This window comes from Geomonas sp. Red276, assembly GCF_054784495.1.
In genome coordinates, this window is record NZ_BLXW01000039.1 from 1 (window position 1) to 21,307 (window position 21,307).

Consider the following 21,307-nt stretch of genomic DNA (forward strand, 5'->3'; position numbering starts at 1 on the left):
TCAGTACCGCTTTAACCGTCGTTTCGATCTTGCTGCTATGCTTCCCCGCCTCGCTGCTGCCGCTGCCCGGACTGGCAGCCGACCAGAGCGGTGGTTACGCCTAGCGGAAGATTGGCGCTAATCAGGAAAATAAATGCCGAAAGTCACCGCACTTTCGGCATCGGTCGTCCGGGAGTCTCGTCCCACCTGTCCTACTGCCACCAGGCCCCGAAGCGGGCCAGCACGAAGACGACGAGCCCGCCCATGATCAGGAAGGACGACATAAGGGGCACAGCCGCGCCGAGCGCAGGCGAGCTCATGCCGAGAAACATCAGGGACAAGCCGGCCCCGATCGACACCAAGGAGTACAGCTTGAGGTTATGAAACGCCCTCTTGGTCAACCGGATGGTGACGGTGTCGTCCGAGAGACCGCACCCGCACTTGGGACAGAAGTTACCGTTACCCGCCATCTCCTCGCCGCATGATTTGCAGGATTGCATGATGCCTCCCTTACCCGGGCCTTCCCCCCTGGCTCAGACGGTTGATCCATGATCGATGAATGGAAATTCTGGCGCACCTTAAAGTGAAATATGTCTCATCAACCGTATTAATTCTAGCACCCCGGCGACTGTGTCAAGCCCCGCCCGAGGCCAACACGAGTGAGCCTCCGTCAGAGCCGGTGACCGGATGGAAGAGAGATTCCTGTTCCTGCTGCGGACAGTACCTGGCGGGACCGACATAAAAACAGCATTCGGGTTGTAATAGCGCTAAAGAAATATTTGTGCTATGACGACACGTTACCCATAACCGGTCCTATAGCTGATCGCCCGATATGACAATAGCGGAAGGTGAAATGAAGGAAAATCTTACCCAGCCACGGGCGCTGACCTACTACGCGTGGAGCCTCACGGCAGGCTGGACGGCGGTAATCGTGGCGTTGGCCGCGCTCAACTTTCACTACGAGAAATCACAGGCCGTGGACATAGCGCGGGCTCAGGCGCGCAGCCATTTCGAGCGCGATGTCACCTATCGCCATTGGAACGCCCAGGCCGGCCCGGTCTACGCCCCGATCACCCAGACCACCCAACCCAATCCCTACCTTTCCGCCTTGCCGGAGCGGGACATCAGGACGACGGAGGGGAAGACGCTGACCATGGTCAATCCCGCCTACATGGCCCGCCTTATCTCCAACATGTCGTCAGGTTCGCCATGGACCAAGGGGCACCTGACCAGCCTGCGTCCCATCCGCCCCGACAACATGCCCGACACCTGGGAAGCGTCGGCGTTGAGCTCGTTTACTTCCAAGGAGCAGGAAAAAAGCACCGTCGAGAAGATGGGCGATCACACCTACTTCCGGCTGATGAAGCCGCTGATGTGTGAGGAGGCGTGTCTCAAATGCCACGCCAAGCAGGGATACCACGTGGGGGACGTGCGTGGAGGGCTCAGCATCGCCGTACCGCTCGAGCCGCTTTGGGCGGTGGCCAGGCAGAACTCCATCTTCGTGGCGATCAGCTTCATGCCGCTATGGGGGCTCGGAGTGGCGGGGATTTTCTTCGGCAGCTCGCGGCTGCGTCGAGCCATCAGGGAGCGGGACGCGGGGGTGCAGAAGATTATCGCCCTCAACGACGACCTGCTCTCCCGCACGCAGGAGCTCGAGACCGCCAACCGGGAACTGGACGCGTTCTGTTCGACGGTGTCCCACGACCTGCGGAGCCCGTTGACCGCGGTGAGCGGGTACTGCCAGCTCATACAGCAGATACCCGAGGCCAGGGAGCCGAGGGCCCTGGAAAGTTACATCGGTTCAATCATGGAAGCGGCGCAGAACATGGCGACACTCATCTCGGCGTTGCTCGATTTCTCGCGGGTGACACGGGGAGACCTCGTTCGCTGCGAAGCAGATCTGAGCCGCATGAGCCATGACATTGCCGTGGAGCTGCAGTTCCAGGAGCAGGACCGGCAGGCGGAGTTCCGGATAGCGGAAGGACTCCGGACCTCTGCGGACCAGGACCTGGCGCGGGTGGTGATGCACAACCTGTTGGGGAACGCGTGGAAGTACTCGCAGGGCGCCGATCCGGCCGTCATCGAGGTCGGTCAGGCGGAACGCGACGGCGAGATGTACTACTATGTCAAAGACAATGGCATTGGATTGGAGCAGGGACAGGCAGAGCGGGTCTTCGATGCCTTCCATCGGCTCTCCAACGTCAATGGAGTAGAGGGGCACGGCATCGGGCTGGCAACCGTCAAGCGGATCATCCTTAGGCACGGCGGCAAGATCTTCTGCGAAAGCGATATAGGGAAGGGCGCGACGTTCTACTTCTCCTTCGGGGGAGCCACGGAGGAAATCTGAGAAAACTTAACCAAGCCCCGTCTTCTCAGATTTTTCTCCGTGTCTCCGTGGCCCGTTTCCTCAGACTGTCTCCTTGTCTCCCCGGAGCTTCTTGGTGACCAGGTCGAAAAATTGGTCGAGGGTGGTGAAACTGCTTGTGCCAACTAGCTCGACCAGGTGCTCGATGCTGTGATAGCCCAGTTTGCGGTAGCTCTCGAACTGCGACTCGCTGAACCACTGGTCGGCGGTACTCTCATGGGGGAACTCCCGATTCTGGTTGGCATACTCGAAGACGTCGGCGGGTATCTTCTTGCAGAGCGCGGGTTTCAGATAGAGAAGGATCCCTTCCTTCGCTGATGCCTCATCGTCGCCTGCATACTTGATCGTTCCGACCGCAAAATGGCAGTCGCACTTCCTGAGCCCGTCAAGCTTATCCTCTTCCGGCTTCAGCTTTTCCAGCTTGATATCGATCTCCGCCCCAAGGTCCACCCTGATCTTCCGCACGGCGTTGCCGAAGTCCTCAAATCCGGTCTTGGCGTCGCACGAAGCATCCCCCACCACAATGAACCGGCACCGTCTCCTCACCATCTCATAGAGGCCGAGGTTCTCGAAATGACCGCCATCGGAGAGGTAGATGAAGGTGCTCTCCGTGTTGGTGAACCCGAAGGTCTCCTTCAGCATGGGCAAAAACGCTATCGACGGACCGCTCTTTCTCCACTTCTCCTTTTTCGGATTGCCGAGCCACCACCCCAGACGCACGTTGAAAAACGCCATCACGAAGGTGATCAGCGACGAGGAGTGATACCCCATGTTCGGACTGGCGGCCGCCCCGGAAATTGCCATCGCGGTCCCCAGCGATATCGGCCCCAACCCGTAGGTCGTCCCATAAAATTCGCTGGGCCGGTATCCCTGGTCGGCATTACCGCAGTGCAACTTCGAGGCGGTAAAGGAGACCGCCTTCCGCTCCTGCCACCCCAATTTCCTCCCCCGCACCACGTTCCACGCCATGTTCACGATGTGGAACGGGCGCGCGGAGAGGGTGTGCAGAAAGACGTTGTCGTCGGGATCGAAACCGGTGAAAGGGTGGGGATTCCGGCGGTCGGTCTGCGGATTCCTGGTCGCCCCCAGGTAGGCCCGGATGAGGCGCGCCCGGTAGAGTGCGTGCAGCGAGAACTTGTTGGGATTGGTAAGCCAACCGACGAAAAAGGAGAAGGCCAGGGTTCCCAGGAACAAGAGACACAACTGGAAACGCGACCAGTGATTGCAGAATGACGCCAGGTGAGGGTCGGGGCCCAGTGCCCTTTTCGCCGGCTGAACGCCAGGCCCTTTCGCCGCCGGAGCTGCCGCCTGAGCCGGAGTTGGCGCCGCCTGAGCCGGAGCTGCCGGAGCCGGAGCTGCCGGAGCCGGAGCCGCCGGAGCCGGAGCCGCCGGAGCCGGAGCCGCCGTGGCCGGAGTTGCCGTGGCCGTGGCCGTGGCCGGAGCCGGAGTTGCCGTGGCCGCCGGAGCCGCCACCGGAGCCGGGCTGAGCGAAGCTGCGCTTCCGGACGGTGGGACCTCGGGAACCGGCTCGCAGAAGGTAAGCGTGTGGTGTTTTTTGGCCGGGGCCGGGTTGATGATCAGCGAAGCGAGCGACGAAAGTCCCACCACCAGCAGGACGATGAAGACCAGCGCCGCGAGGTGCAGCCCGAACTTGGCGAAAGGATTCTCCTTCTGCTCGGTTCCCCTCAACGGGGAAGGGGTCGCCTGGCTCTTCCCCAGCAATGCGGTCACCAGGCCCGAGACCCCGGAGATCCCGAAGGTCGCCAAGAGGTGGTTCACGTTCTGGGCGTTGAGCAGCCAGGGGCCGAAGATGACCAGGACAAACAGCGCCAACCACCCAAGGAACGCCATGAGCAGGAAGGCCCCGGAGCGCGCCCACCATTCGCGGTCATCGTCGCCGGTCCAGCAATTCAGAAGAAGGATGTGGATCACCCCCGCCAGCAGGTAGACGGCAATCAGGAGCGGAACCGCCAAGGTGGCGTAAACGACGGGGGCTCCGCAACCGGCACCGGGATCGGGGAGGAGCGGGAGCACGCCGATCCCGGCATAATAGCAAAGGCACCCGCCCAGGGCGCCGGCCAGCAGGGCCACCAGGGTCGAGAGGAAAACGCGCCAGGCAACGACCTTTTTGCTGCTGTCGTTCGGAGGCTTGCCCCACGGAAAGAGATAGCAGACGGCCCGCAGCAGCCAGCCGCTGCCGAACATGCCGATGCCCCCGGCCACGAACCACCAGAGGGGATACGCGCGCAGCATGGTGTCGGGGTAGGCCGCCGCCCAGTACATCGACAGCAAGACCGAGGAAATCCCGAGCAAGGGAAGAAAGAGTTTGCGGCACCAGGTCCTCAGCTTATTGGAGGCTACCGCGAAACTGGGGAGATCCGCGCAGGTACAGAATACGCCCAGCGCCCCCAGGATGAGACCGCTCCCGAGGTACCAGTACGCACAGGAGTCGAGCCGTCCAGGAAGGATCGCCAGGTAAAGGCGGGGAAGGCAAAGGATGCCGAAGAAAAGAGGAAGGAGCATCAGCCAGTTGATCAGCAGGTTCCTCAGATAGATGGCTCCCAGGGTCCAGGTGTCGGTTGAGAGCACCCCCACCCGCGGCGTCAGGTAATTGCTGTAGTCGCGCAAAAACCGCACCTGCGGGATCTCACGCCCGGCCGGGAAGGCACCGGTGAGGCTCTTGGCGACCCTGCCGATCCCTTCTCCGGGGCCATGAGCCTGCTGCGAAGAAGGCGCCTTCTCCACCCGCTCCACCCAGGAGCTCAGCCAACTGCCGATGTACCCCCCGCCGGAGACCGTCGAGAGGTAGTCGAACTTGTCCAATAGCCCCTTCTCCGCCAGCCCCTCCAGTATCCCCAGGTTGAAGGTCGCGCTGCGAATGCCGCCGCCGGACAGGCAGATGGCGGACAGCGAGGTCCTCTTTTGCCGCCGCAGCTCCGCCTGCCTTCCGGGCGAAGGATGACCGATCATGGCATCGATCTCCTGATCGACCACCTCCTGGTAGCTAATGGGGGGATCTTCCATGCTCTTTTTCATAGGGTCACACCCTCCTGAGCGGAAACCGGCCGGAGTTGGCCGGCGCCGGCTCGAACGTCACCGCGGCTTTTGCGCCGGATTCGCCTCGGGACAGTGCCTGCCGTCCTCCAACCAGAAGCGATACACGGCCGGTAAGGGCTTCTTCGATGACTCCTTTTTCCGCTCCTCATTTTCCTGCGGGGCCGGCTGCGCCTCCTTGCTTAGGACCTCCTTGGTAATGAAGGCGGTGACGAACTGGATGAAGCGGTCGTTCCAGATGTCGCCATGGTCCTTGATCAGGCTGCGGTCGGCCGACATCACGAGATAGGGAAGGTGGTCGGTATAGACCGGCGTGGGATCGAGCCTGACGCCGTCATACCACCGCTGCAGCCTGCAGGGGGCCTCGGGCGCCTTGGCCAGCTCCTTCAGGTTCTCCAGCACCTGGCTGACCGTGGTGATGGAGAGGCCCGAGGTCCGCTCCAGGGGAGCCGGCTGGTGGGACGGGTCGTAGGTGATGTCATGGGTCTTGTAACGGTCGAGATGTCCGACCGTGTTCATGATGGCCGCCCTCTCCCCGGGGTGCGGTGCGGTCTGGGTCAGGGTGTAGAGCCTCCCCAACGGGAAAGCCACCCCGGTCGCCCAGTCGCTCTTGGAGGTCACCACCACCATGATCGGGCGCTCGTTGGGAGGGAAGCAGCGCGATTTCCCCGCTTCGAAGAGAGGTTCGTAGGCGGTCCCTTCGAAGGCCGGATTCACCAGCAGAATGAAATCTCCGAAGCTCTTCGCGGTATCGAAGTGGTAGCTGTTGTCGTCCCGGCGCTCGAGGACCAGCCCCCGATCGATGAGACTGGCGTGCAGGGCGTGGTACATGAGGAGACCGCCGAAGCTGTGACCGATCAGGATGAGCTGGGTCTGGCGTTTGCTCGCGAGTTTGTCGCTTTGCTGCCACCCGTTGAGGTTGGCCCGCAGGTTGTTGATCTCCATCAACAGCTGCTTCGCCGAACGGTCGCCGACCCGCTCACCGGCGTTCTTCCGGTTCCAGAAGGTGATTTCGTTGATGCCCGGAATCTTGAGGGAAAGGCCGCGCCAGGCGAGATAGATGCCGGCCACCTTGCGGGCGTCCCTCCTCTCACGTTGGGCGAGGAGTTGTTCCTGCACGGCCAGGCGTTCCAGGAGCTTGTTGAATTCCTTCACGTTGTCGTCGTCGCCGTCGGCATTGTGCTTCCAGCCGTGGGCGAAAACGGCAATCAGGTACTGCCGGTCGCGGCCGGTCTCCCGCCGGTACCGCTCGCGGTCGTCGGCGATGGCGTCGAAGATCGCGTTGCGCTGCCTCTTGTCCTGGAACCACCCCTGGTCGTCGAACTCGACGTATCCCACCAGGTAGTTCCCCTTGGCCAGCAGGGTCCGGTTGGAGCTGTAGCTCTCGAAGGTACGGTCTTCGGCGGGGGAATCGCCGCGGCAGGTTATGACACAGGTAGTTTCCTCCCCCTTCGTGCAGCGACTGGTGCAGCTGTCGATGGGAGCTTTGAGTGTATCGCCGGGATAAGGACGGCGGGGGCGGTCGAAGGTGCAGCCGGAAACGGTAACCAGGACAGCGAGGGACAGACAGTAACGGATCAGCAGGGGCAGCAGACGGTCACAGGGAGTGGCAGCTTCACGCACGGTTGGTCCTCCTTTGACGCCGCAGGCGGTGTCACTACCTGGGATCAGGGTTAGCTAAAAGCAGGACGGACTGACAGTGTTGCCGATGGTGCTGAGGATTCCTCACTATGGTGATGACTGTGGATGTTGTGGAGTTGATAATGATACTTTTCACATGATACACGAAAATCCGGTCAATACCTGAACGGGGGCGGAATTCTTTCGCCCCTCGTGGCCCGGTTGCAAGACAGGAGTAGGTTGCGTTGAACAGCTTCATCGTGAAACGCAACGATTGCCGGGGCCACGCAACGATTGCCGGGGCCCGCAATGATTGCCGGGGCCCGCAATGATTGCCATGGCCGCCGGGAAGTGTCGTGTTTCCTACCTCAACGCGACCTACGATCTCCCCTCACGTTCGGTCGCACCGACAGCTCCCTTCTGAACAAAGAAGGCCGTTTTGTGAGACAGCGCAGAGGCGGTCACTACTTGTTCTCGCCTCTGCCTTTATCAAGGTGCTATAATATTGTCAGATGATCGGAAGTGAGCTCTCAGTGGTCTTCAGAAATTCCGCTATGAGAGCAATCGATGGTGCCGGTTAGTATCAGTTAAAGAACGAGGGCCCGGCCATGAGGACCGGAAGACCCACCCACTCAAGCAGCCGTTCCCAGACGTTCCCCCCAAGTTGGCACCACCTCCACGAGAACTATCCGCGCAGAACTGTCCTCTACACCGTTGCCATCGCCCTGTTCCTCCTCGCCGATCTCATCCTGATTGCCAAGCATCTCCAGTATCTGCGGGAACAGCCGAAACTGCTCGCCTCGATGGATCAGGCCGACCTTCTTCGCGTGGAGAGCATGGAGCAGGCGGAACGGAACCTGGCGGAGCGGCGGATGCTGCTTGGGCGCCGTGAGGCGGTGCTTGCCCGGGGGCCTCACCTGAGCATCGACTGCTCCAGGGGGGTCATGTACCTGCAGCATGACCGGGCCGTGCTGCGTGAGATGCCGGTCCGGCTCGGCTCCGCCCTGACGGCGGCCACTCCGGACGGGTCGCTCCTGGTGCCGCTCCGGCGCAGCCGCAGGATCCTGGCGGGAGGAATTGTCACCGTTGCGGCACCGGCCGCTCCACTTCCCAACGGGGCGACCGGCCCCGAGGGTGCGGCGGCAAGCGCCGACCCCTTGCCGGTCCTCCTTGAGGGAGGGGTTGCGATCTACCCAATGCCGGAAGACGGCTCCCTTTCCGGCGGCCAGTATCCCCCGAACGCGATCCAGGTGGCCCGCTCCGACCTGGAAGCGATCAGGGAAACCCTGCACCCGGGGATGCGGGTGTACTTCTACTGATATGCAGACCTACACGCTTAGATACAAGCAGTTACCAGGCACCCACCTGGGAGGCTCCCTGGCCAGCGGAGCGGGCTGGTACCTTGCCATCCTCGTCTTGCTGGCGGCCTTGGGGGTGGCGATCCTGGTCCTCACCTCCTCGATCAGGGCCGAGCGACAGGAGACGCTGCTCGCCTTGGACGGCCGTCTCCAGGCGCTGGGGATCGCCCGCCACGACCTGGCCCTCTCCGAAAAGCTCCTGGCCGAGGCGGCCCAGCTCCCGCCGGCTCGCCCGTACCTGGTGGTCAGCATCCAGGACCGGCGCCTCTGGTACCGGGATGGTGACCGGCTCCTCATGACCACCCGGGTGGCCACCGGCAGCGGGAAGACCCTCATCAAGGAAGGGGGAGCGAGCATCTGGAAGTTCGAGACGCCGCGCGGGAAGCTCACCGTGGAGAGAAAAGAGGTAAACCCGCTCTGGGTGCCGCCGGACTGGTTCTACGTCGAGCAGGCGCGCAAGAAACACCTGGGGCTTTTCCACCTTAACCGGGGCGGGGAGCTGCACGGAAGCGGAGGATCGGTGATCAGGGTGGAGGGGAAAGACGTGGTGCGCCGCCGCCCGGACGGAAGCCGGACGATCATGAAGGCGACCGAAACGAAGTACATCGTGGTCAACGGCAGGATCCTGATTCCCCCGATGGACACCAACCAGCGGCGCTTCGACAAGGTGCTGGGGACCCATCGGCTGGTGCTCGGCGGAGGCTACGGCCTGCACGGCACCAACCAGCCCGAGACCATCGGGCGGGCGGTCAGCCACGGCTGCGTCCGCGTGGTGAACGAGGACATCGCCAAGCTCTACGATATGGTACCGGTCGGTACCAGCGTCTACATCTACTGAGCCGCCCCATCCCCTTCTCCGGGACGAGGGGCAGTGGTGAGGGAGTTTCTAAAAGATTCCCTCACCCGGCCTGCGGCCGCCCTCTCCCGGAGGGAGAGGGAATGACTATACAAGGGGCGGATGGGGAATTTTCGTCTAAAGGAGGGGAAAGGGAAGAAAGGGAGGTGCTTATGTATCGGCTCACCTGCCGCAGAGGATTTCTCAAGTCATCGCTCGTCTTCGCGACGACGTTGTTCAGTTCCCATAACGCCCTCGCCAAGGTCTTCGACGGCCGCCCCCGGCCGGAGGCGAGGATCTCGCTGCACAACCTGAAAAGCGACGAACGGCTCACCGTGACCTACCGCAACGAGCAGGGAATCTACGACTCCGAGGCGCTCAAGGCCCTCAACTGGGCCCTGCGCTGCCCCATCACCAACGAAACCACCCAGATGGACCTCCGGGTCATCGAATACCTGCACCGGCTGGACCTGGCGCTCGGGGGCGGGCACGAATTCCAGGTCATTTCGGGGTACCGCTCTCCCGCCTACAACCTCCACCTGCGCAGCGAATCCCACGGCGTGGCCAAGCACAGCTTCCACATGAAAGGAAAGGCCATCGACCTCGCCATCGCCGGCATCGGTCTCGACCACCTGCGGCGGGTGGCGCGCAACCTCTCCCCGGGCGGCGTCGGCTACTACCCGAAGGCGGGCTTCATCCACATGGATTCCGGCCCGTACCGGAGCTGGTAAGATCCCGACAAACCTGCCCATAAGAGTCCCCCTTTGAAAAGAGGGGATTTAGGGGAATTTGGTTCAGCCAGACCAAGCCAAATCCCCCCCGGCCCCCCTTTTTCAAAGGGGGGAGAGCAGGAACGAGCCAGGAGAGCATGCCCGAAGGGCGGCCGACATTTATACCCTCGCCCCTTCAAGGGAGAGCAACTGTGCTGTTAGTCAAGGTTCACCAGCTATGCCCTCTCCCCCCGGGAGAGGGTGGCCGAAGGCCGGGTGAGGGCAGGTAGTTGAAGTCATTCATCCTCGCCATAGCAGACGAAGCTCTTTTCGATCCGCACCGCGCAGATCTTCAGTTCGGGGATCTTGGCGACCGGATCGATGGCGTCGTTGGTTAAGACGTTGGCCGCCGCCTCCGCGAAGTGGAAGGGGATGAAGACCTCACCCTTGCGCACCCGGTCGGTCTCCTTCACCGCGATCCGGATCTCCCCCCGTACCGACGAAACCTTCACGAAGTCGCCGTTTTCCACCCCCAGCTCCTGCAGGTCCCCGGAAGCCATCTCGACGTAGCCCCCCTTGACGTACTGCGGCAGCACCTTGGTCTTACGGGTCATGCTCCCGGTGTGATAGTGGTACAGGATGCGGCCGGTCATCAGCGCGAAGGGGTAGGCGGCGTCCGGAAGCTCCCTGGCCCCCCGGTACTCGACCGCCGAGAAAAGCCCCTTGCCGCGGGTGAACCGCTCGTGGTGCAGGAATTTGGTCCCCGGATGGTCCGGAGTCGGGCAGGGCCACTGCAGTACCTCCCCCTTTTCGATCCTAAGCGGGGTGATGCCGCCGTAGAGCGGGGTGAGCCGGTTAATCTCCCCCAGGATGTCGCTGGCCGAGCGGTACTCCCACGAAGCCCCCATCGCCCGGGCGAGCATCTGCAGTATCGCCCAGTCCTCCTTCGCCTCCCCGGGAGCGTCCACCACCCGCCGCACCGGGAGGACCCGCCGCTCGGTGTTGGTGAAGTTTCCTTCCTTTTCGGCGAAGGAGGCCGCCGGGAACACCACGTCGGCCAACTGCGCGGTCTCGGTCATGAAGATGTCCTGGCAGACCAGGAAATCGATACGCTCGAGCGCCTGCCGGATGTGGTTGGAGTTGGGATCGGAGATCACCGGGTTCTCCCCCATGATGTAGAGCCCCTTGACGGTGCCGGCACTCGCCCCTCTCATGATCTCGGTCAGTGTCATGCCGGGGCGCTCCGAAAGCTCCACCTTCCAGGCCCCGGCGAACTTCTGCCGGACTGCCGGATCGGCCACCTTCTGGTACCCCGGGAAGACGTCCGGGAGAGCCCCCATGTCGCAGGCCCCCTGGACGTTGTTCTGTCCGCGCAAGGGGTTGAGGCCGGTGCTCTCCCGGCCGATGTTGCCGGTCAAAAGCGCCAGGTTGGCGAGTGCCCTCACGTTGTCGGTCCCGGTCGCGTGCTGGGTGATCCCCATCGCGTAGACGATGCTCCCTTTCTTCGCGCTGCCGTAGATTCTCCCCGCCTCCATGATCTGGCCGGCCGGGATCCCCGAGATCCGTTCCACCTCCTGCGGCGTGTACCGGCTCAAGAGCTCCTTCAGCGCCTCGAAGTTCTCCGTCTTTTCGGCGATGAAGGCGTCGTTTTGGAGCCCCTGGGCCAGGATGGCGTGGGCGATGCCGTTGAGCCAGGCGACGTCGGTGCCGCTTTTTTGCCTGAGCCAGAGGGTCGCGTGCTGCACCAGGTCGATCCGGCGCGGGTCGACCACGATGAGCTTCGCCCCGTTGAAGAGGACCGCCCGCTTGATCTCGGCGGCGATCACCGGGTGGGTCTCGGTGGTGTTGGAACCGGTGACCAGGATGACGTCGGCGTGTTCCAGCTCGGCGATCGAGTTGGTCATCGCGCCGGAGCCGAGCGTCTCGGCGAGCCCCGCCACGGTCGAGGCGTGGCACAGCCGGGCGCAGTGGTCGACGTTGTTGGTCCCCACCACGCCCCGGATGAACTTCTGGAAGACGAAGTTCTCCTCGTTGGTGCAGCGCGCCGAGGAAAGGCCGGCGATGGCATCGGGACCGTGCTCGTCCTTGATCTCCGAAAACCTCTTCGCGGTGTAGGCGATCGCCTCGTCCCAGCCGACCTCGACGAAGCTCCCCTCCCGCTTGATGAGCGGCCATCTGAGCCTCGCCGGATGGTTCACGAAGTCGAGCCCGAAGCGCCCCTTGACGCAGGTCTTGCCGTGGTTGGGAAGGGCGTCCTCGGCGCCGGTCACCCTGATGATGTGGTTCTTGCGGACCGCCACGTCCAGCTGGCAGCCGACCCCGCAGTACGGGCAGGTAGTCTGCACCGTCCGCTCGATATCCTTCTCCCGGATCCGCTTGCGGTCGCCGTAGACCTGCTTGGCGGTGAGGGCACCCACCGGGCAGATCTGGATGCACTGCCCGCAGCCGTCGCAGTTGGAGGAGGCCCAGTCCTTATAGCCGGTCCCGACCGTGGTCTTGATCCCCCGGTTTACGAAGCCGATCACCCCTTTCCCCTGGAGCTCGTAGCAGGCGCGCAGGCAGCGGGCGCATTCGATGCACTTGGAGGCCTCGAAGTCGAGCACCGGCGAGCTGTAGTCGGAAGTCTTGTCGATCTCCTGCCAGATGGGGGGGAGCTTTCTCTCGTGGCGCCCGAGGCTGTAGCGGAAGGCCAGGTCCTGGAGCTGGCAGCTCCCGTCCTGGACGCAGCTGACGCAGTCGTCGTTATGGTTGGAAAGCGCCATGTCGAGGACGGTGCGCCGGACCGTTTCCAGCTCGTCGTCGAAGGCGATGATCTCCATCCCCTCTTCGACCTCCGTGGTGCAGGAGGTCACCGTCCCCGGCCTCCCCTTCACCTTGACGATGCAGAGGCGGCAGGAAGCGGTGTGCGAGATCCTCTTGTACCGGCAGAGGTTGGGGATATCGATATCGTGGCGCAGCGCCGCCTCCAGGATGGTTTCCCCCGCCTTGGCCGCCAGGTCCTTACCGTCTATGACAAATGAAATCGCCTTACGCTTGCCCATAAAACTCTCTTCTTTTCCTCTCGCCCGTAGGCCAAAACGTGGCCGAAGGCCCTCTCAATTTATCCTCGTCCCTAGGCCCAAATGTGGCCGAAGCCCTCTTTCCCTATCCCCTCGCCCCCCCTGGGGGAGAGGGTGGCCGAAGGCCCGTCTCCCTATACCCTCGCCCCCCTTGGGGGAGAGGGTGGCCGAAGGCCGGGTGAGGGCAGATTTTAAAGGGGCGAGGGGAGCGAAAAATCAACGCACCACCACCGCCTCGAACTTGCACGCCCGCAGGCACTCCCCGCAGCGGAGGCAATCCCTCTCGTCGATCCGGTGGGGCGCCTTCACCTTGCCGGAGATGCACTTCACCGGGCAGCTCCTGCTGCAGAGCGTGCAGCCGATGCAGCGCTCCGCGTCGATCGTGTAGGTGAGGAGCTCGCTGCAGCGCTTGGCCGGGCAGCGCTTCTCGACGATGTGGGCCCGGTACTCCTCGGGGAAGTGGCGCAGGGTGGAGAGCACCGGGTTGGGAGCCGTCTGCCCCAGGGCGCACAGCGAAGCGGTGGTCATCGCCTGGGCGATGGTCCTGATCGTCTCGACGTCCCCTTCCACGCCGTTACCCTTGGAGATCCGGTCGAGCACCATGAAGAGCTGCTTGCTCCCGATGCGGCACGGCATGCACTTGCCGCACGACTCCTCCATGGTGAAGTCGAGGAAGAACTTGGCGACGTCCACCATGCAGTCGTCCTCGTCCATGACGATCATGCCGCCGGAACCCATCATCGACCCCTTCGCCTTCAGGGTGTCGTAATCGATCGGAAGGTCCAGGTTCTTATCGGTAAGGCAGCCGCCGGAAGGGCCGCCGGTCTGGACCGCCTTGAACGCCTTCCCCCCGACGATGCCGCCCCCCATCTCGAAGACCACCTGCCGCAGGGTGGTCCCCATCGGCACCTCGACCAGTCCCACCCGGTTCACCTTACCGGCCAGGGCGAAGACCTTGGTCCCGGGGGAGTTCTCCGTCCCGATGCTCCTGAACCACCGGGCGCCCTTTCTGATGATCGGGCAGATGTTGGCGAGGGTCTCGACGTTGTTGACGATGGTCGGCTTCCCCCAGAGCCCCGCGATGGCCGGGAAGGGAGGCTTGTAGGTCGGCATGCCGCGCATCCCCTCGACGGACTGGATGAGGGCGGTCTCCTCCCCGCAGACGAAGGCGCCGGCGCCGTACTTGATCTCGATGTCGAAGGAAAAGCCGGTAGCAAGGATGCCGGCACCGATCAGTCCGGCCTCCCGCGCCTGCTTGAGCGCGGTCTCCAGCCGTTCGATGGCCAGCGGGTACTCGGCCCGGATGTAGATGATGCCGTGCCGGGCGCCGATCGCGTAGCCGGTGATCGCCATCGCCTCCAGCACGGCATGCGGGTCCCCTTCCAGGATGGCCCGGTCCATGAAGGCGCCCGGGTCCCCCTCGTCGGCGTTGCAGATCACGTATTTGTCGTCGCTCTCCACCCCCGCGGCGAAGCGCCACTTCTTCCCGGTCGGGAACCCTCCCCCGCCGCGCCCGCGCAGCCCCGAGGCCTCGACCAGGTCGATCACCTCGTCCGGCGTCATGGCGGTCAGCACCCGGGAGAGCGCCTGGTAGCCGGAGTGCGCCAGGTAGTCTTCGATCTTGGACGGGTTGATCCGCCCGCTGTTGCGGAGCACGATGCGGGTCTGGTGGCAGCCGGGGAAATCATCTTCGTCCTCCGGCACGTACCACGAGCGGTCGAGGGTGGCGACCTCGCCGCTTCCGGCCATGCCGGCGGTGAGAATGTCCGCGGCGTTCTCGGGGGTGACGTGGCCGTAGATCAGCGTCCGCCCCGTCGGGCGCTCCACCAGCTCCACCGTCGGCTCGCTGTGGCATAGCCCCATGCAGCCGGTTTCCACGATCTCCACCGACGCCGCGAGCCCGAGCTTTTCCGCCTCCGCCCGGAGCGCGTCGTAGACCGCTTTCCCTCCCGCCGCGAGCCCGCAGGTCCCCATCGACACGAGGACGGCGAGGCCGTCCCGCTTTTCCTTTTGGGACTTCAGATCCCCGGCCAGCATCCGGAGGCTTTCCGCGCTAGCGATCCGCATCGGAGCCCTCCGTCAAACCGGCGCACCCCTCGACGATGCCGCGCACCATCTCGGGGGTCACGTTGCCGTACACCCGGTCGTTCACCATGACCACCGGCGCCAGGCTGCAGGCGCCGACACAGCGCAGGGCGCCGAGGGAAAACGCCCGGTCCTCGCGGGTTTCCCCGTGGGAGATACCGAGCACGTTCTCGAATTCCCGCAGCACGCGATCGGCCCCCTTGACGAAGCAGGCCGTCCCGGTGCAGACATTGATCCTGAATTTTCCCGGCGGCTGGACCACGAAGAATGAGTAGAAACTGACGACGCCGTAGACATCGGAGAGCTGCAGTCTGAACTTGCCGGCGATGAAGAGCTGGACTTCCTGCGGCAGGTAGCCGAAAAGCGCCTGCGCCTTATGGAGGGTGGAGATCAGGTTGGAGCGGCTTTTCCTCAGTTCCGCCATCGACCCGAAGCCGTCGATGTATGCTTCGAGTTCCAGTTTCTTTTCCGGAAAAGCATCCAGGACACTGGATGACTCGTTACAACTGCACATGCCTTCTCCGATACTAACAGGGCCAGGCGGGATGCCGGCTTAAGAGATAAAAAGGGCGGGAGCGGGAATTGTAGACAGTATCATTTTGCCGCGTCCACATCAAGCTCAAGACCGCCCCCTCACGTTAGAAAACGCTCGCTTTTCTGCCCTGTTGCCGCTCCCCTCCCCGCTACCGGTGCTTCCCTGCATTTCCATAATCCGTCACGGCCGCATCCCCTTTCTCCCGACGAAGACGCCGATGGGAACGCTGTAGACGACGGAGTCGCCGGCCCGGCGGGGGGCGATGCCGAAGCTGTCGACGCCGACGTCGGCGGTGATCATCTCCCGCAGCCGTTCCTTGTCCCCCGGCTTGGGGAAGGACGCCTTCAACTGGGCCTCCAGCTCGATCTCCACGCGGTAGCTCCCTTGCCGGCACCCCTCGAGCCCCGAGGCGAGCATCAGCGCGGAGAACTCCTCGGTGGTCAGCGCGTGGGTGTGCGAGGGATCGCGCATGATCTCCAGCCGGTCGTAGGCCGGCGCCTTGGAAGGTTCGATGGCGACGTCCGCCACCAGCACCCGCCCACCCGGCCGGCAGACCCGGATCATCTCCGCCAGCGCACGCTCGGGTTCCAGGAAGTGGTGAAAGCTGTAGCGGGTGATCACCAGCGAAAAGGTGCCGTCGGCGAAGGGAAGCGGGAGTACGTCCCCTTCCGTCCAGGTGAGGTTGGCAAGGCCCAGTTCCTGCTGGCGCCTGGCGGCCTGCTCGAGCATGGCGGGGGTGATGTCGAGGCCGGTCACGTGCCCGGCATGGCGGGCGAACTCGCAGGCCACGAGCCCCGGCCCGCAGGCGACATCCAGCACGAGGTCGTCCTTCACCGGCCGGGCAAGCTCGACCAGGAGCTCCATGGCGTCCAAGTGGCCCGGTACCCGGGCGAAGGGAATTGCCTGTTGGGAAAACTGGGAAACGATCTCTTGCAGATGGCTGCGACTCATCTTTGGACTCCTTCCGGGCTGGATTTGAGAACGAACTATAGCTTGCTTCGGCGTGGCAGTCTATCTATAGTGTGACAATGACTGTCTCGAAACTGACAAGAATCCCCCCTATTGAACTTGGCTTCCGGCTGGATGAGAAGTTGCCGGTCATCCCGCTGGCCATCGAAGTGAGCCCGCAGAAGATGATGGCCCGCGAGGTCGGCTGCGCAGCCGTCCACAGTCATCCCCGCGGCCAGCTGATCTTCGCCAGCAGCGGGGTGATGCGTGTCATCTGCGGCCGCGACATCTGGGTCGTGCCCCCCTCCCAGGCGGTCTGGGTCCCTCCCAACCAGGAGCACGAGGTCTATTTCCCCTGCGCCGTCTCCCTGCGGAACCTCTTCGTCGATCCGAGCGCGGTCAAGGGACTGCCGGAGATCTGCACGGTACTTAAGGTGACGCCGCTTTTGCGGGAGCTGGTGCTGAAGGCGGTGGAGATCGGCGAGGATTATCTTCCCGAGAGTGCGGGATGGCGGTTGATGCAGGTCCTTCTGGACGAGTTGCGGCAGGCGGAGACGACCCCGCTGCATCTCCCGATGCCGAGGGACGAGCGGGCCTTGCGGGTGACAAAGCAGTTGCTGGCCGATCCGGGGAACGATCGCGACCTGGAGTCGTGGGGGCGGGAGGCGGGGGCGAGCGGCCGGACCCTCGCGCGGCTTTTCCAGGCGGAGACCGGTCTCACCTTCGGCACCTGGAGGAAGAGGCTATTGTTGCAGGAAGCGGTGAAAAGGCTGGGGGATGGCGACCAAGTCACCGCCGTCGCCTACGATCTCGGCTACCAGAGCCTGAGCGCCTTCATCGAGATGTTCCGCAAAGAGCTGGGAAGTTCCCCAGGCCAGTACGCCCGGCGTCAGGAAGGAAAAGCGTAACCCTCCCCCCTTCAGGCCGAAGCCCTCCTTAAATCAACCCCTTGTATAGTTATTCCCTCTCCCTCCGGGAGAGGGTGGCCGAAGGCCGGGTGAGGGAAGATTTTAGAACCTCCCTCCCCCCCGCCCCTCTCCCCCGATGGGGGCGAGGACATCCGCGTCATCCGCGTTCCATTGCTTTTGACTTGGGTTCCAGGCTTTACCCTAAAATGCTTTTGCATTATCCGCGTTGATCCGCTCAATCCGCGTCATCCGCGTTCCATGCCTTTAAATCACTCCGCATGCATATGCACCGCCCCCTGGTACACCGCCGCGAAGGTCTTGGCAAACTCCTCTATCGAAGTCGGTGTCGTATTGGCGGCGTTACGCGGCCGGTTGACGCCGAAGAGCCCCTCGTTGAGCGCCTTGCTCATCTCGATGAAGAGCCGGGCGGTGTCGGAGCTGAACCCGGACAGGGTCATCCCCTTGAACGCCTCATCGGGGTTGAACTGCACGTATTTGAGATCGGGGATGCCGATCTGGCGGCCGATCGCCGTGAAGGCCTCTTGCAGCGTAAGATCCCGCTCCCCGAGGAGATCCCGTACCTCTTTCCCGTGGAAGTCCAGGGTCGCCAGATGGTTGGCCACCTTTTCCGCGATGTCCCTGGTGGCGATCATGGCCAGCTTGATATCCCCCCGGACCGCCGAGCCGGCTATGCCGTGCTCACGGATGAACGGGATGGAGACCATGAGGTTCTCCATGAAGTAGGTCGGGCGGAGATGGAGGACGTTCAGGTCCAGCCGGTTCAGCCGCTCCTCCTGCTCGTGCAGCCCCACCACCGGGCCGGTTCCGGAGGTCAGCTCCGCCCCCTGGCTGCTCAGGTTGACCACGTACCCCACCTTGGCGGCGCTCAGAGCGGAGGCAATGGTTTCCCCGACCTCTCGCTGATGGCTGCGGAAATTCGCTATCGAAAAGGGTGGCGGCGGGATCATGGCAAAGGCCGCCTTGGCCCCCTTGAAGGCATCGGTGACAAACTGCAGGTCCTTCAAGTCCCCCATCGCCGCTTCGGCCCCTATCTCCACCAGATGTTGCAGCTTCGTCCTGTCCCTGCCGATCACGCGCACCCGCTCCCCGCGTTCCAGCAAAAGAGCGGTGGCCTTTTTCCCAATATTGCCGGTTGCTCCCGTTATGACTAACATCCTGTATCTCCTTTCCCCCTCTCGCGCGGGGCCTGGTTTTCTCTTCTCATTATAACCCCACTGCCACATGGGGGGAGAGCGCGAAGATATACCCTCGCCCCTTTAGGGGAGAGGGGGGCCGAAGGCCGGGTGAGGGAAGAATTCCCCCCCCCCGATGCCTCAACTGTTGTTATGCCGCATGCGCAGCCCCTCGTCGGCAGTGATCGTGCCGATACAGATAGGACAGGAAGGTGAACCCAGTATGAAGCGGCGATGAAAGAGCTATGAAAAGCGCCAAGCGTGGGGATGTGACTGGATGGAGGGAACCAAAAAGAGGCGCGGAGTGACTCGTAGAGCACTGCCATGTGTTAGAATCTTGAAATCTTGAAAATAATGGAGGGAGACGTGAAGCAGTTACTCTTTGCCCTTTTGACCCTATTCATCCTGGCCGGATGCGGAGTGGACTGGTTTCCGCAGAACACGACCACGGCCTCTTCGCTCGCCGTCTCCACCAGCACCCTCCCGGCGGGGACGGTAGGGACCGCCTACAGCCAGACGCTGACGGCGACCGGCGGCACCTCCCCCTACAGCTGGTCCATCCCGACCGGCACGCTTCCGGCGGGACTCAACCTAAGCTCCGGCGTGATCTCGGGAACGCCGACCACCGCCGGCACCTCCACCTTCACCGTGCAGGTCACCGATTCCTCCACCCCCGCCCAGACCGCCAGCAAAAGCCTTTCCATCCAGGTCAACTGAGGCCGCCGCGAACAAAGCGCCACCCCTTTTGTCTAGACTCTGAAGGAAAAGTGGACAGCGGGGCTAGGCGGAGTTAGCCTATGCCTTGGCGAAGGCCAACAGGAAGGAGGAGAGGTGATCGCTAAAGCACACGTGAGGCTCTTTAAAAACGGGAGATATCAGGCACTGCGAATCCCGAAAGAGTTCGAATTACCAGGTTACGAAGCCATCATCCGCAAAGAAGGAGATCGACTGATCATCGAGCCAGCCAGAACGAAATCCTTGCTTGCCCTTCTCGCGACCTGGCAACCATGCGATGAAGAGATACCCGACGTCGATAACGGCCTTCTACCGCTGGCCCCAGTGAAATTGTGAACATGAACGCCGTCGCCTAACTTGGCGTCAGCGCCCCCTATTCACAGCTCCGGAGCCTCGACGCCGAAGGAGGCGAAGATGGCCGAAATGAGGAACTTGACGGGTGGGGTGAGAGACGCCTGCCGGTTCATGACCAGCGTCCTTTTCCGGCGATGCTCCAATCCCTCCACCCGGTGCTCGCAGAGCACACCCGCCTCAATCTGCGACTGAACGAGCTCCCTGCAGATCAGCGCAATCCCGTCCCCATTCACAATCGACTGCACTATCACGTGAAGGTCGTCGTAGATCACCGTATCGGTGAACTCGCCCACGTCGTGGCCGGCGACCTGCATGCTCATCGCCAGGTGTTTCCAGGAGCAGCAGTCCTCCCTTCTGCGGTACAGCCGCTGTTTCACCAGCTGGTCGATGGTCACCGTCCCCGCCGGCAGCCCCAGCTTGGGTGAGCTCACGAAGACCATCTCCCCCTCCGGCAGCGGCCAGGTCGCGTACGCGGAGAGGTCCAGCAACTCCCAGTGTTCGATCACGATGAAGTCGAAGATCCCTTCCCGCAGGCCGTCCAGCGCGATGTGCGGCGGCTTGAAGGTGATCTTCAGGTTTTTGAGGCTGGGGTATCTGGCCATGTAACGCTTGAGGACGTCCGGGAGGTAGGCGATGCCGAAAGGATGGGTGCAGGCAAAGGAGACGGGGGGCTCCTGCTCCAGGGTGTCCAGCCGGTGCAGGATGCTCTCCTCGAGGCTCAATATCTTTTCCGCCTCCCGCATGAAGAGCTTTCCCGCCGCCGTCGGCTTGATGGTCGGCCCCGACCTATCGAGCAGCGGATGACCGCACTCCTCCTCGATGCACTTGATCCTCCGGGAGATGGCTGACTGGGTGACGAAGAGGTTTTCGGCCGCCTTGGAGAAGCTTCCCGTCCTGACTACTTCGATCAAACTCCGCAAGTTTAATGAGTCCATATTCCTGAACATCCTCTTCTTATGCGTTTTGCGCATCCAGCCATGAGAAATATTCGTTTTACATTCAAAAAAATATATATTTAAATCCATTGCCGAGGTCAAGAAAAAAAGAGTGCCGGTTTCATTATATGCGACGCAATGTTACGCACGACCAGACTGTGTTACCCGGCCGTAACATCCGGCGTCGAAAACGGGAGGTAAGGCATGGGTAAACCGACGATTACGGCGTGATGAACGAGGAGCAAACGGTTACCAATAAGGTGTTTCACACAAAGGAGTTAGCAAGATGCATCAACTGGAGAACATCAAGTTCGGACTCATGTTGGCCTGCGGCGTCCTCTTCGTCATCTTCCTCTTCTTCGCCACCTACTACACCCTCTACGAAATCTCGCTCAACGAGACCCTGGAAAAGCCCAAGAAACTCAGGTGGTCGGCATTGACCCTTCTCCTCCCCGGTATCGGCGCCATCTCCTACCACCTGCTCGCCCCCAAGAACCGGTAACCAAACTTACTTAAACATCGTGGCCGGCCTCCCCTCCCCCCGAGCCTCCTCCCTCCGTGGCACGGGAGGGGGGGCCGGCCGCCCTTGCGGCAGCAATCGACGGCAGCAGTGCGCCCGCCGGCGGGTAAAAAG

17 protein-coding genes and 1 pseudogene are annotated in these 21,307 nt (G+C 62.7%); 9 read left to right on the forward strand and 9 right to left on the reverse strand.

Annotated elements, in window-relative coordinates:
- Positions 1–121, forward strand: a pseudogene (locus ACYVL5_RS19785) (IS1595 family transposase); the annotation flags it as partial.
- Positions 122–191: 70 nt separating this feature from the next.
- Here the strand turns inward: ACYVL5_RS19785 and ACYVL5_RS19790 are convergent.
- Positions 192–479 carry a hypothetical protein gene (locus tag ACYVL5_RS19790; RefSeq protein ID WP_460597304.1) on the reverse strand — a complete coding sequence of 96 codons (288 nt, stop codon included), beginning with the start codon at positions 477–479 and terminating at the stop codon, positions 192–194.
- Between the two features lie 353 nt (positions 480–832).
- Between ACYVL5_RS19790 and ACYVL5_RS19795 the strand changes: the two genes are divergently transcribed.
- Complete coding sequence (locus ACYVL5_RS19795) at positions 833–2,326, forward strand: c-type heme family protein (protein ID WP_460597305.1); 1,494 nt, start codon at positions 833–835, stop codon at positions 2,324–2,326.
- Positions 2,327–2,386: 60 nt separating this feature from the next.
- On the opposite strand, the gene ACYVL5_RS19800 is transcribed toward ACYVL5_RS19795, so the two are convergent.
- Both ACYVL5_RS19800 and ACYVL5_RS19805 read right to left on the reverse strand, forming a co-directional pair.
- A complete protein-coding gene (locus tag ACYVL5_RS19800) occupies positions 2,387–5,380 on the reverse strand; it encodes a patatin-like phospholipase family protein (protein ID WP_460597306.1) in 2,994 nt (997 codons plus the stop codon).
- 57 nt (positions 5,381–5,437) lie between these two features.
- Positions 5,438–7,021 (reverse strand): hypothetical protein, encoded by a 1,584-nt coding sequence (locus ACYVL5_RS19805; RefSeq protein WP_460597307.1) that lies wholly within the window; start codon positions 7,019–7,021, stop codon positions 5,438–5,440.
- A gap of 605 nt (positions 7,022–7,626) precedes the next feature.
- On the opposite strand from ACYVL5_RS19805, the gene ACYVL5_RS19810 reads away from it, so the two are divergent.
- The 3 genes from ACYVL5_RS19810 to ACYVL5_RS19820 all read left to right on the forward strand — a co-directional run bounded on the left by ACYVL5_RS19810 (position 7,627) and on the right by ACYVL5_RS19820 (position 9,942).
- Positions 7,627–8,337 carry a hypothetical protein gene (locus ACYVL5_RS19810; RefSeq protein ID WP_460597308.1) on the forward strand — a complete coding sequence of 237 codons (711 nt, stop codon included), beginning with the start codon at positions 7,627–7,629 and terminating at the stop codon, positions 8,335–8,337.
- Position 8,338: 1 nt separating this feature from the next.
- Complete coding sequence (locus ACYVL5_RS19815) at positions 8,339–9,214, forward strand: L,D-transpeptidase (RefSeq protein WP_460597309.1); 876 nt, start codon at positions 8,339–8,341, stop codon at positions 9,212–9,214.
- Between the two features lie 170 nt (positions 9,215–9,384).
- Positions 9,385–9,942 carry a YcbK family protein gene (locus tag ACYVL5_RS19820; protein WP_460597310.1) on the forward strand — a complete coding sequence of 186 codons (558 nt, stop codon included), beginning with the start codon at positions 9,385–9,387 and terminating at the stop codon, positions 9,940–9,942.
- 275 nt (positions 9,943–10,217) lie between these two features.
- On the opposite strand, the gene fdhF is transcribed toward ACYVL5_RS19820, so the two are convergent.
- The 4 genes from fdhF to ACYVL5_RS19840 all read right to left on the reverse strand — a co-directional run bounded on the left by fdhF (position 10,218) and on the right by ACYVL5_RS19840 (position 16,551).
- Complete coding sequence (gene fdhF, locus ACYVL5_RS19825) at positions 10,218–12,962, reverse strand: formate dehydrogenase subunit alpha (RefSeq protein ID WP_460597311.1); 2,745 nt, start codon at positions 12,960–12,962, stop codon at positions 10,218–10,220.
- 234 nt (positions 12,963–13,196) lie between these two features.
- The gene (locus tag ACYVL5_RS19830) at positions 13,197–15,047 is read right to left on the reverse strand and encodes an NADH-ubiquinone oxidoreductase-F iron-sulfur binding region domain-containing protein (RefSeq protein ID WP_460597312.1); all 1,851 of its coding nucleotides are present in this window, start codon (positions 15,045–15,047) and stop codon (positions 13,197–13,199) included.
- The gene (locus tag ACYVL5_RS19835; RefSeq protein WP_460597313.1) at positions 15,034–15,579 is read right to left on the reverse strand and encodes an NADH-quinone oxidoreductase subunit NuoE family protein; all 546 of its coding nucleotides are present in this window, start codon (positions 15,577–15,579) and stop codon (positions 15,034–15,036) included. Before ACYVL5_RS19835 ends, ACYVL5_RS19830 begins: the two co-directional genes overlap by 14 nt.
- A 201-nt stretch (positions 15,580–15,780) precedes the next feature.
- Complete coding sequence (locus ACYVL5_RS19840) at positions 15,781–16,551, reverse strand: class I SAM-dependent methyltransferase (RefSeq protein WP_460597314.1); 771 nt, start codon at positions 16,549–16,551, stop codon at positions 15,781–15,783.
- A gap of 140 nt (positions 16,552–16,691) precedes the next feature.
- Between ACYVL5_RS19840 and ACYVL5_RS19845 the strand changes: the two genes are divergently transcribed.
- The gene (locus ACYVL5_RS19845) at positions 16,692–17,456 is read left to right on the forward strand and encodes an AraC family transcriptional regulator (RefSeq protein WP_460597315.1); all 765 of its coding nucleotides are present in this window, start codon (positions 16,692–16,694) and stop codon (positions 17,454–17,456) included.
- A gap of 269 nt (positions 17,457–17,725) precedes the next feature.
- On the opposite strand, the gene ACYVL5_RS19850 is transcribed toward ACYVL5_RS19845, so the two are convergent.
- Complete coding sequence (locus tag ACYVL5_RS19850; protein ID WP_460597316.1) at positions 17,726–18,631, reverse strand: Rossmann-fold NAD(P)-binding domain-containing protein; 906 nt, start codon at positions 18,629–18,631, stop codon at positions 17,726–17,728.
- Between the two features lie 384 nt (positions 18,632–19,015).
- On the opposite strand from ACYVL5_RS19850, the gene ACYVL5_RS19855 reads away from it, so the two are divergent.
- Positions 19,016–19,366, forward strand: a complete 351-nt coding sequence (locus ACYVL5_RS19855) for an Ig domain-containing protein (protein WP_460597317.1) — start codon at positions 19,016–19,018, stop codon at positions 19,364–19,366.
- A 114-nt stretch (positions 19,367–19,480) separates the two neighbouring features.
- Positions 19,481–19,720, forward strand: a complete 240-nt coding sequence (locus ACYVL5_RS19860; RefSeq protein WP_460597318.1) for an antitoxin — start codon at positions 19,481–19,483, stop codon at positions 19,718–19,720.
- Between the two features lie 41 nt (positions 19,721–19,761).
- Here the strand turns inward: ACYVL5_RS19860 and ACYVL5_RS19865 are convergent, their stop codons facing one another.
- Positions 19,762–20,673: a multiheme cytochrome-associated LysR family transcriptional regulator gene (locus ACYVL5_RS19865; protein WP_460597319.1), complete on the reverse strand. Its 912-nt coding sequence runs from the start codon at positions 20,671–20,673 to the stop codon at positions 19,762–19,764.
- Between the two features lie 286 nt (positions 20,674–20,959).
- Here ACYVL5_RS19865 and ACYVL5_RS19870 point away from each other — a divergent pair, with 286 nt between their 5' ends.
- Positions 20,960–21,175, forward strand: a complete 216-nt coding sequence (locus tag ACYVL5_RS19870; RefSeq protein ID WP_460597320.1) for a hypothetical protein — start codon at positions 20,960–20,962, stop codon at positions 21,173–21,175.
- Positions 21,176–21,307 lie beyond the last annotated feature (132 nt).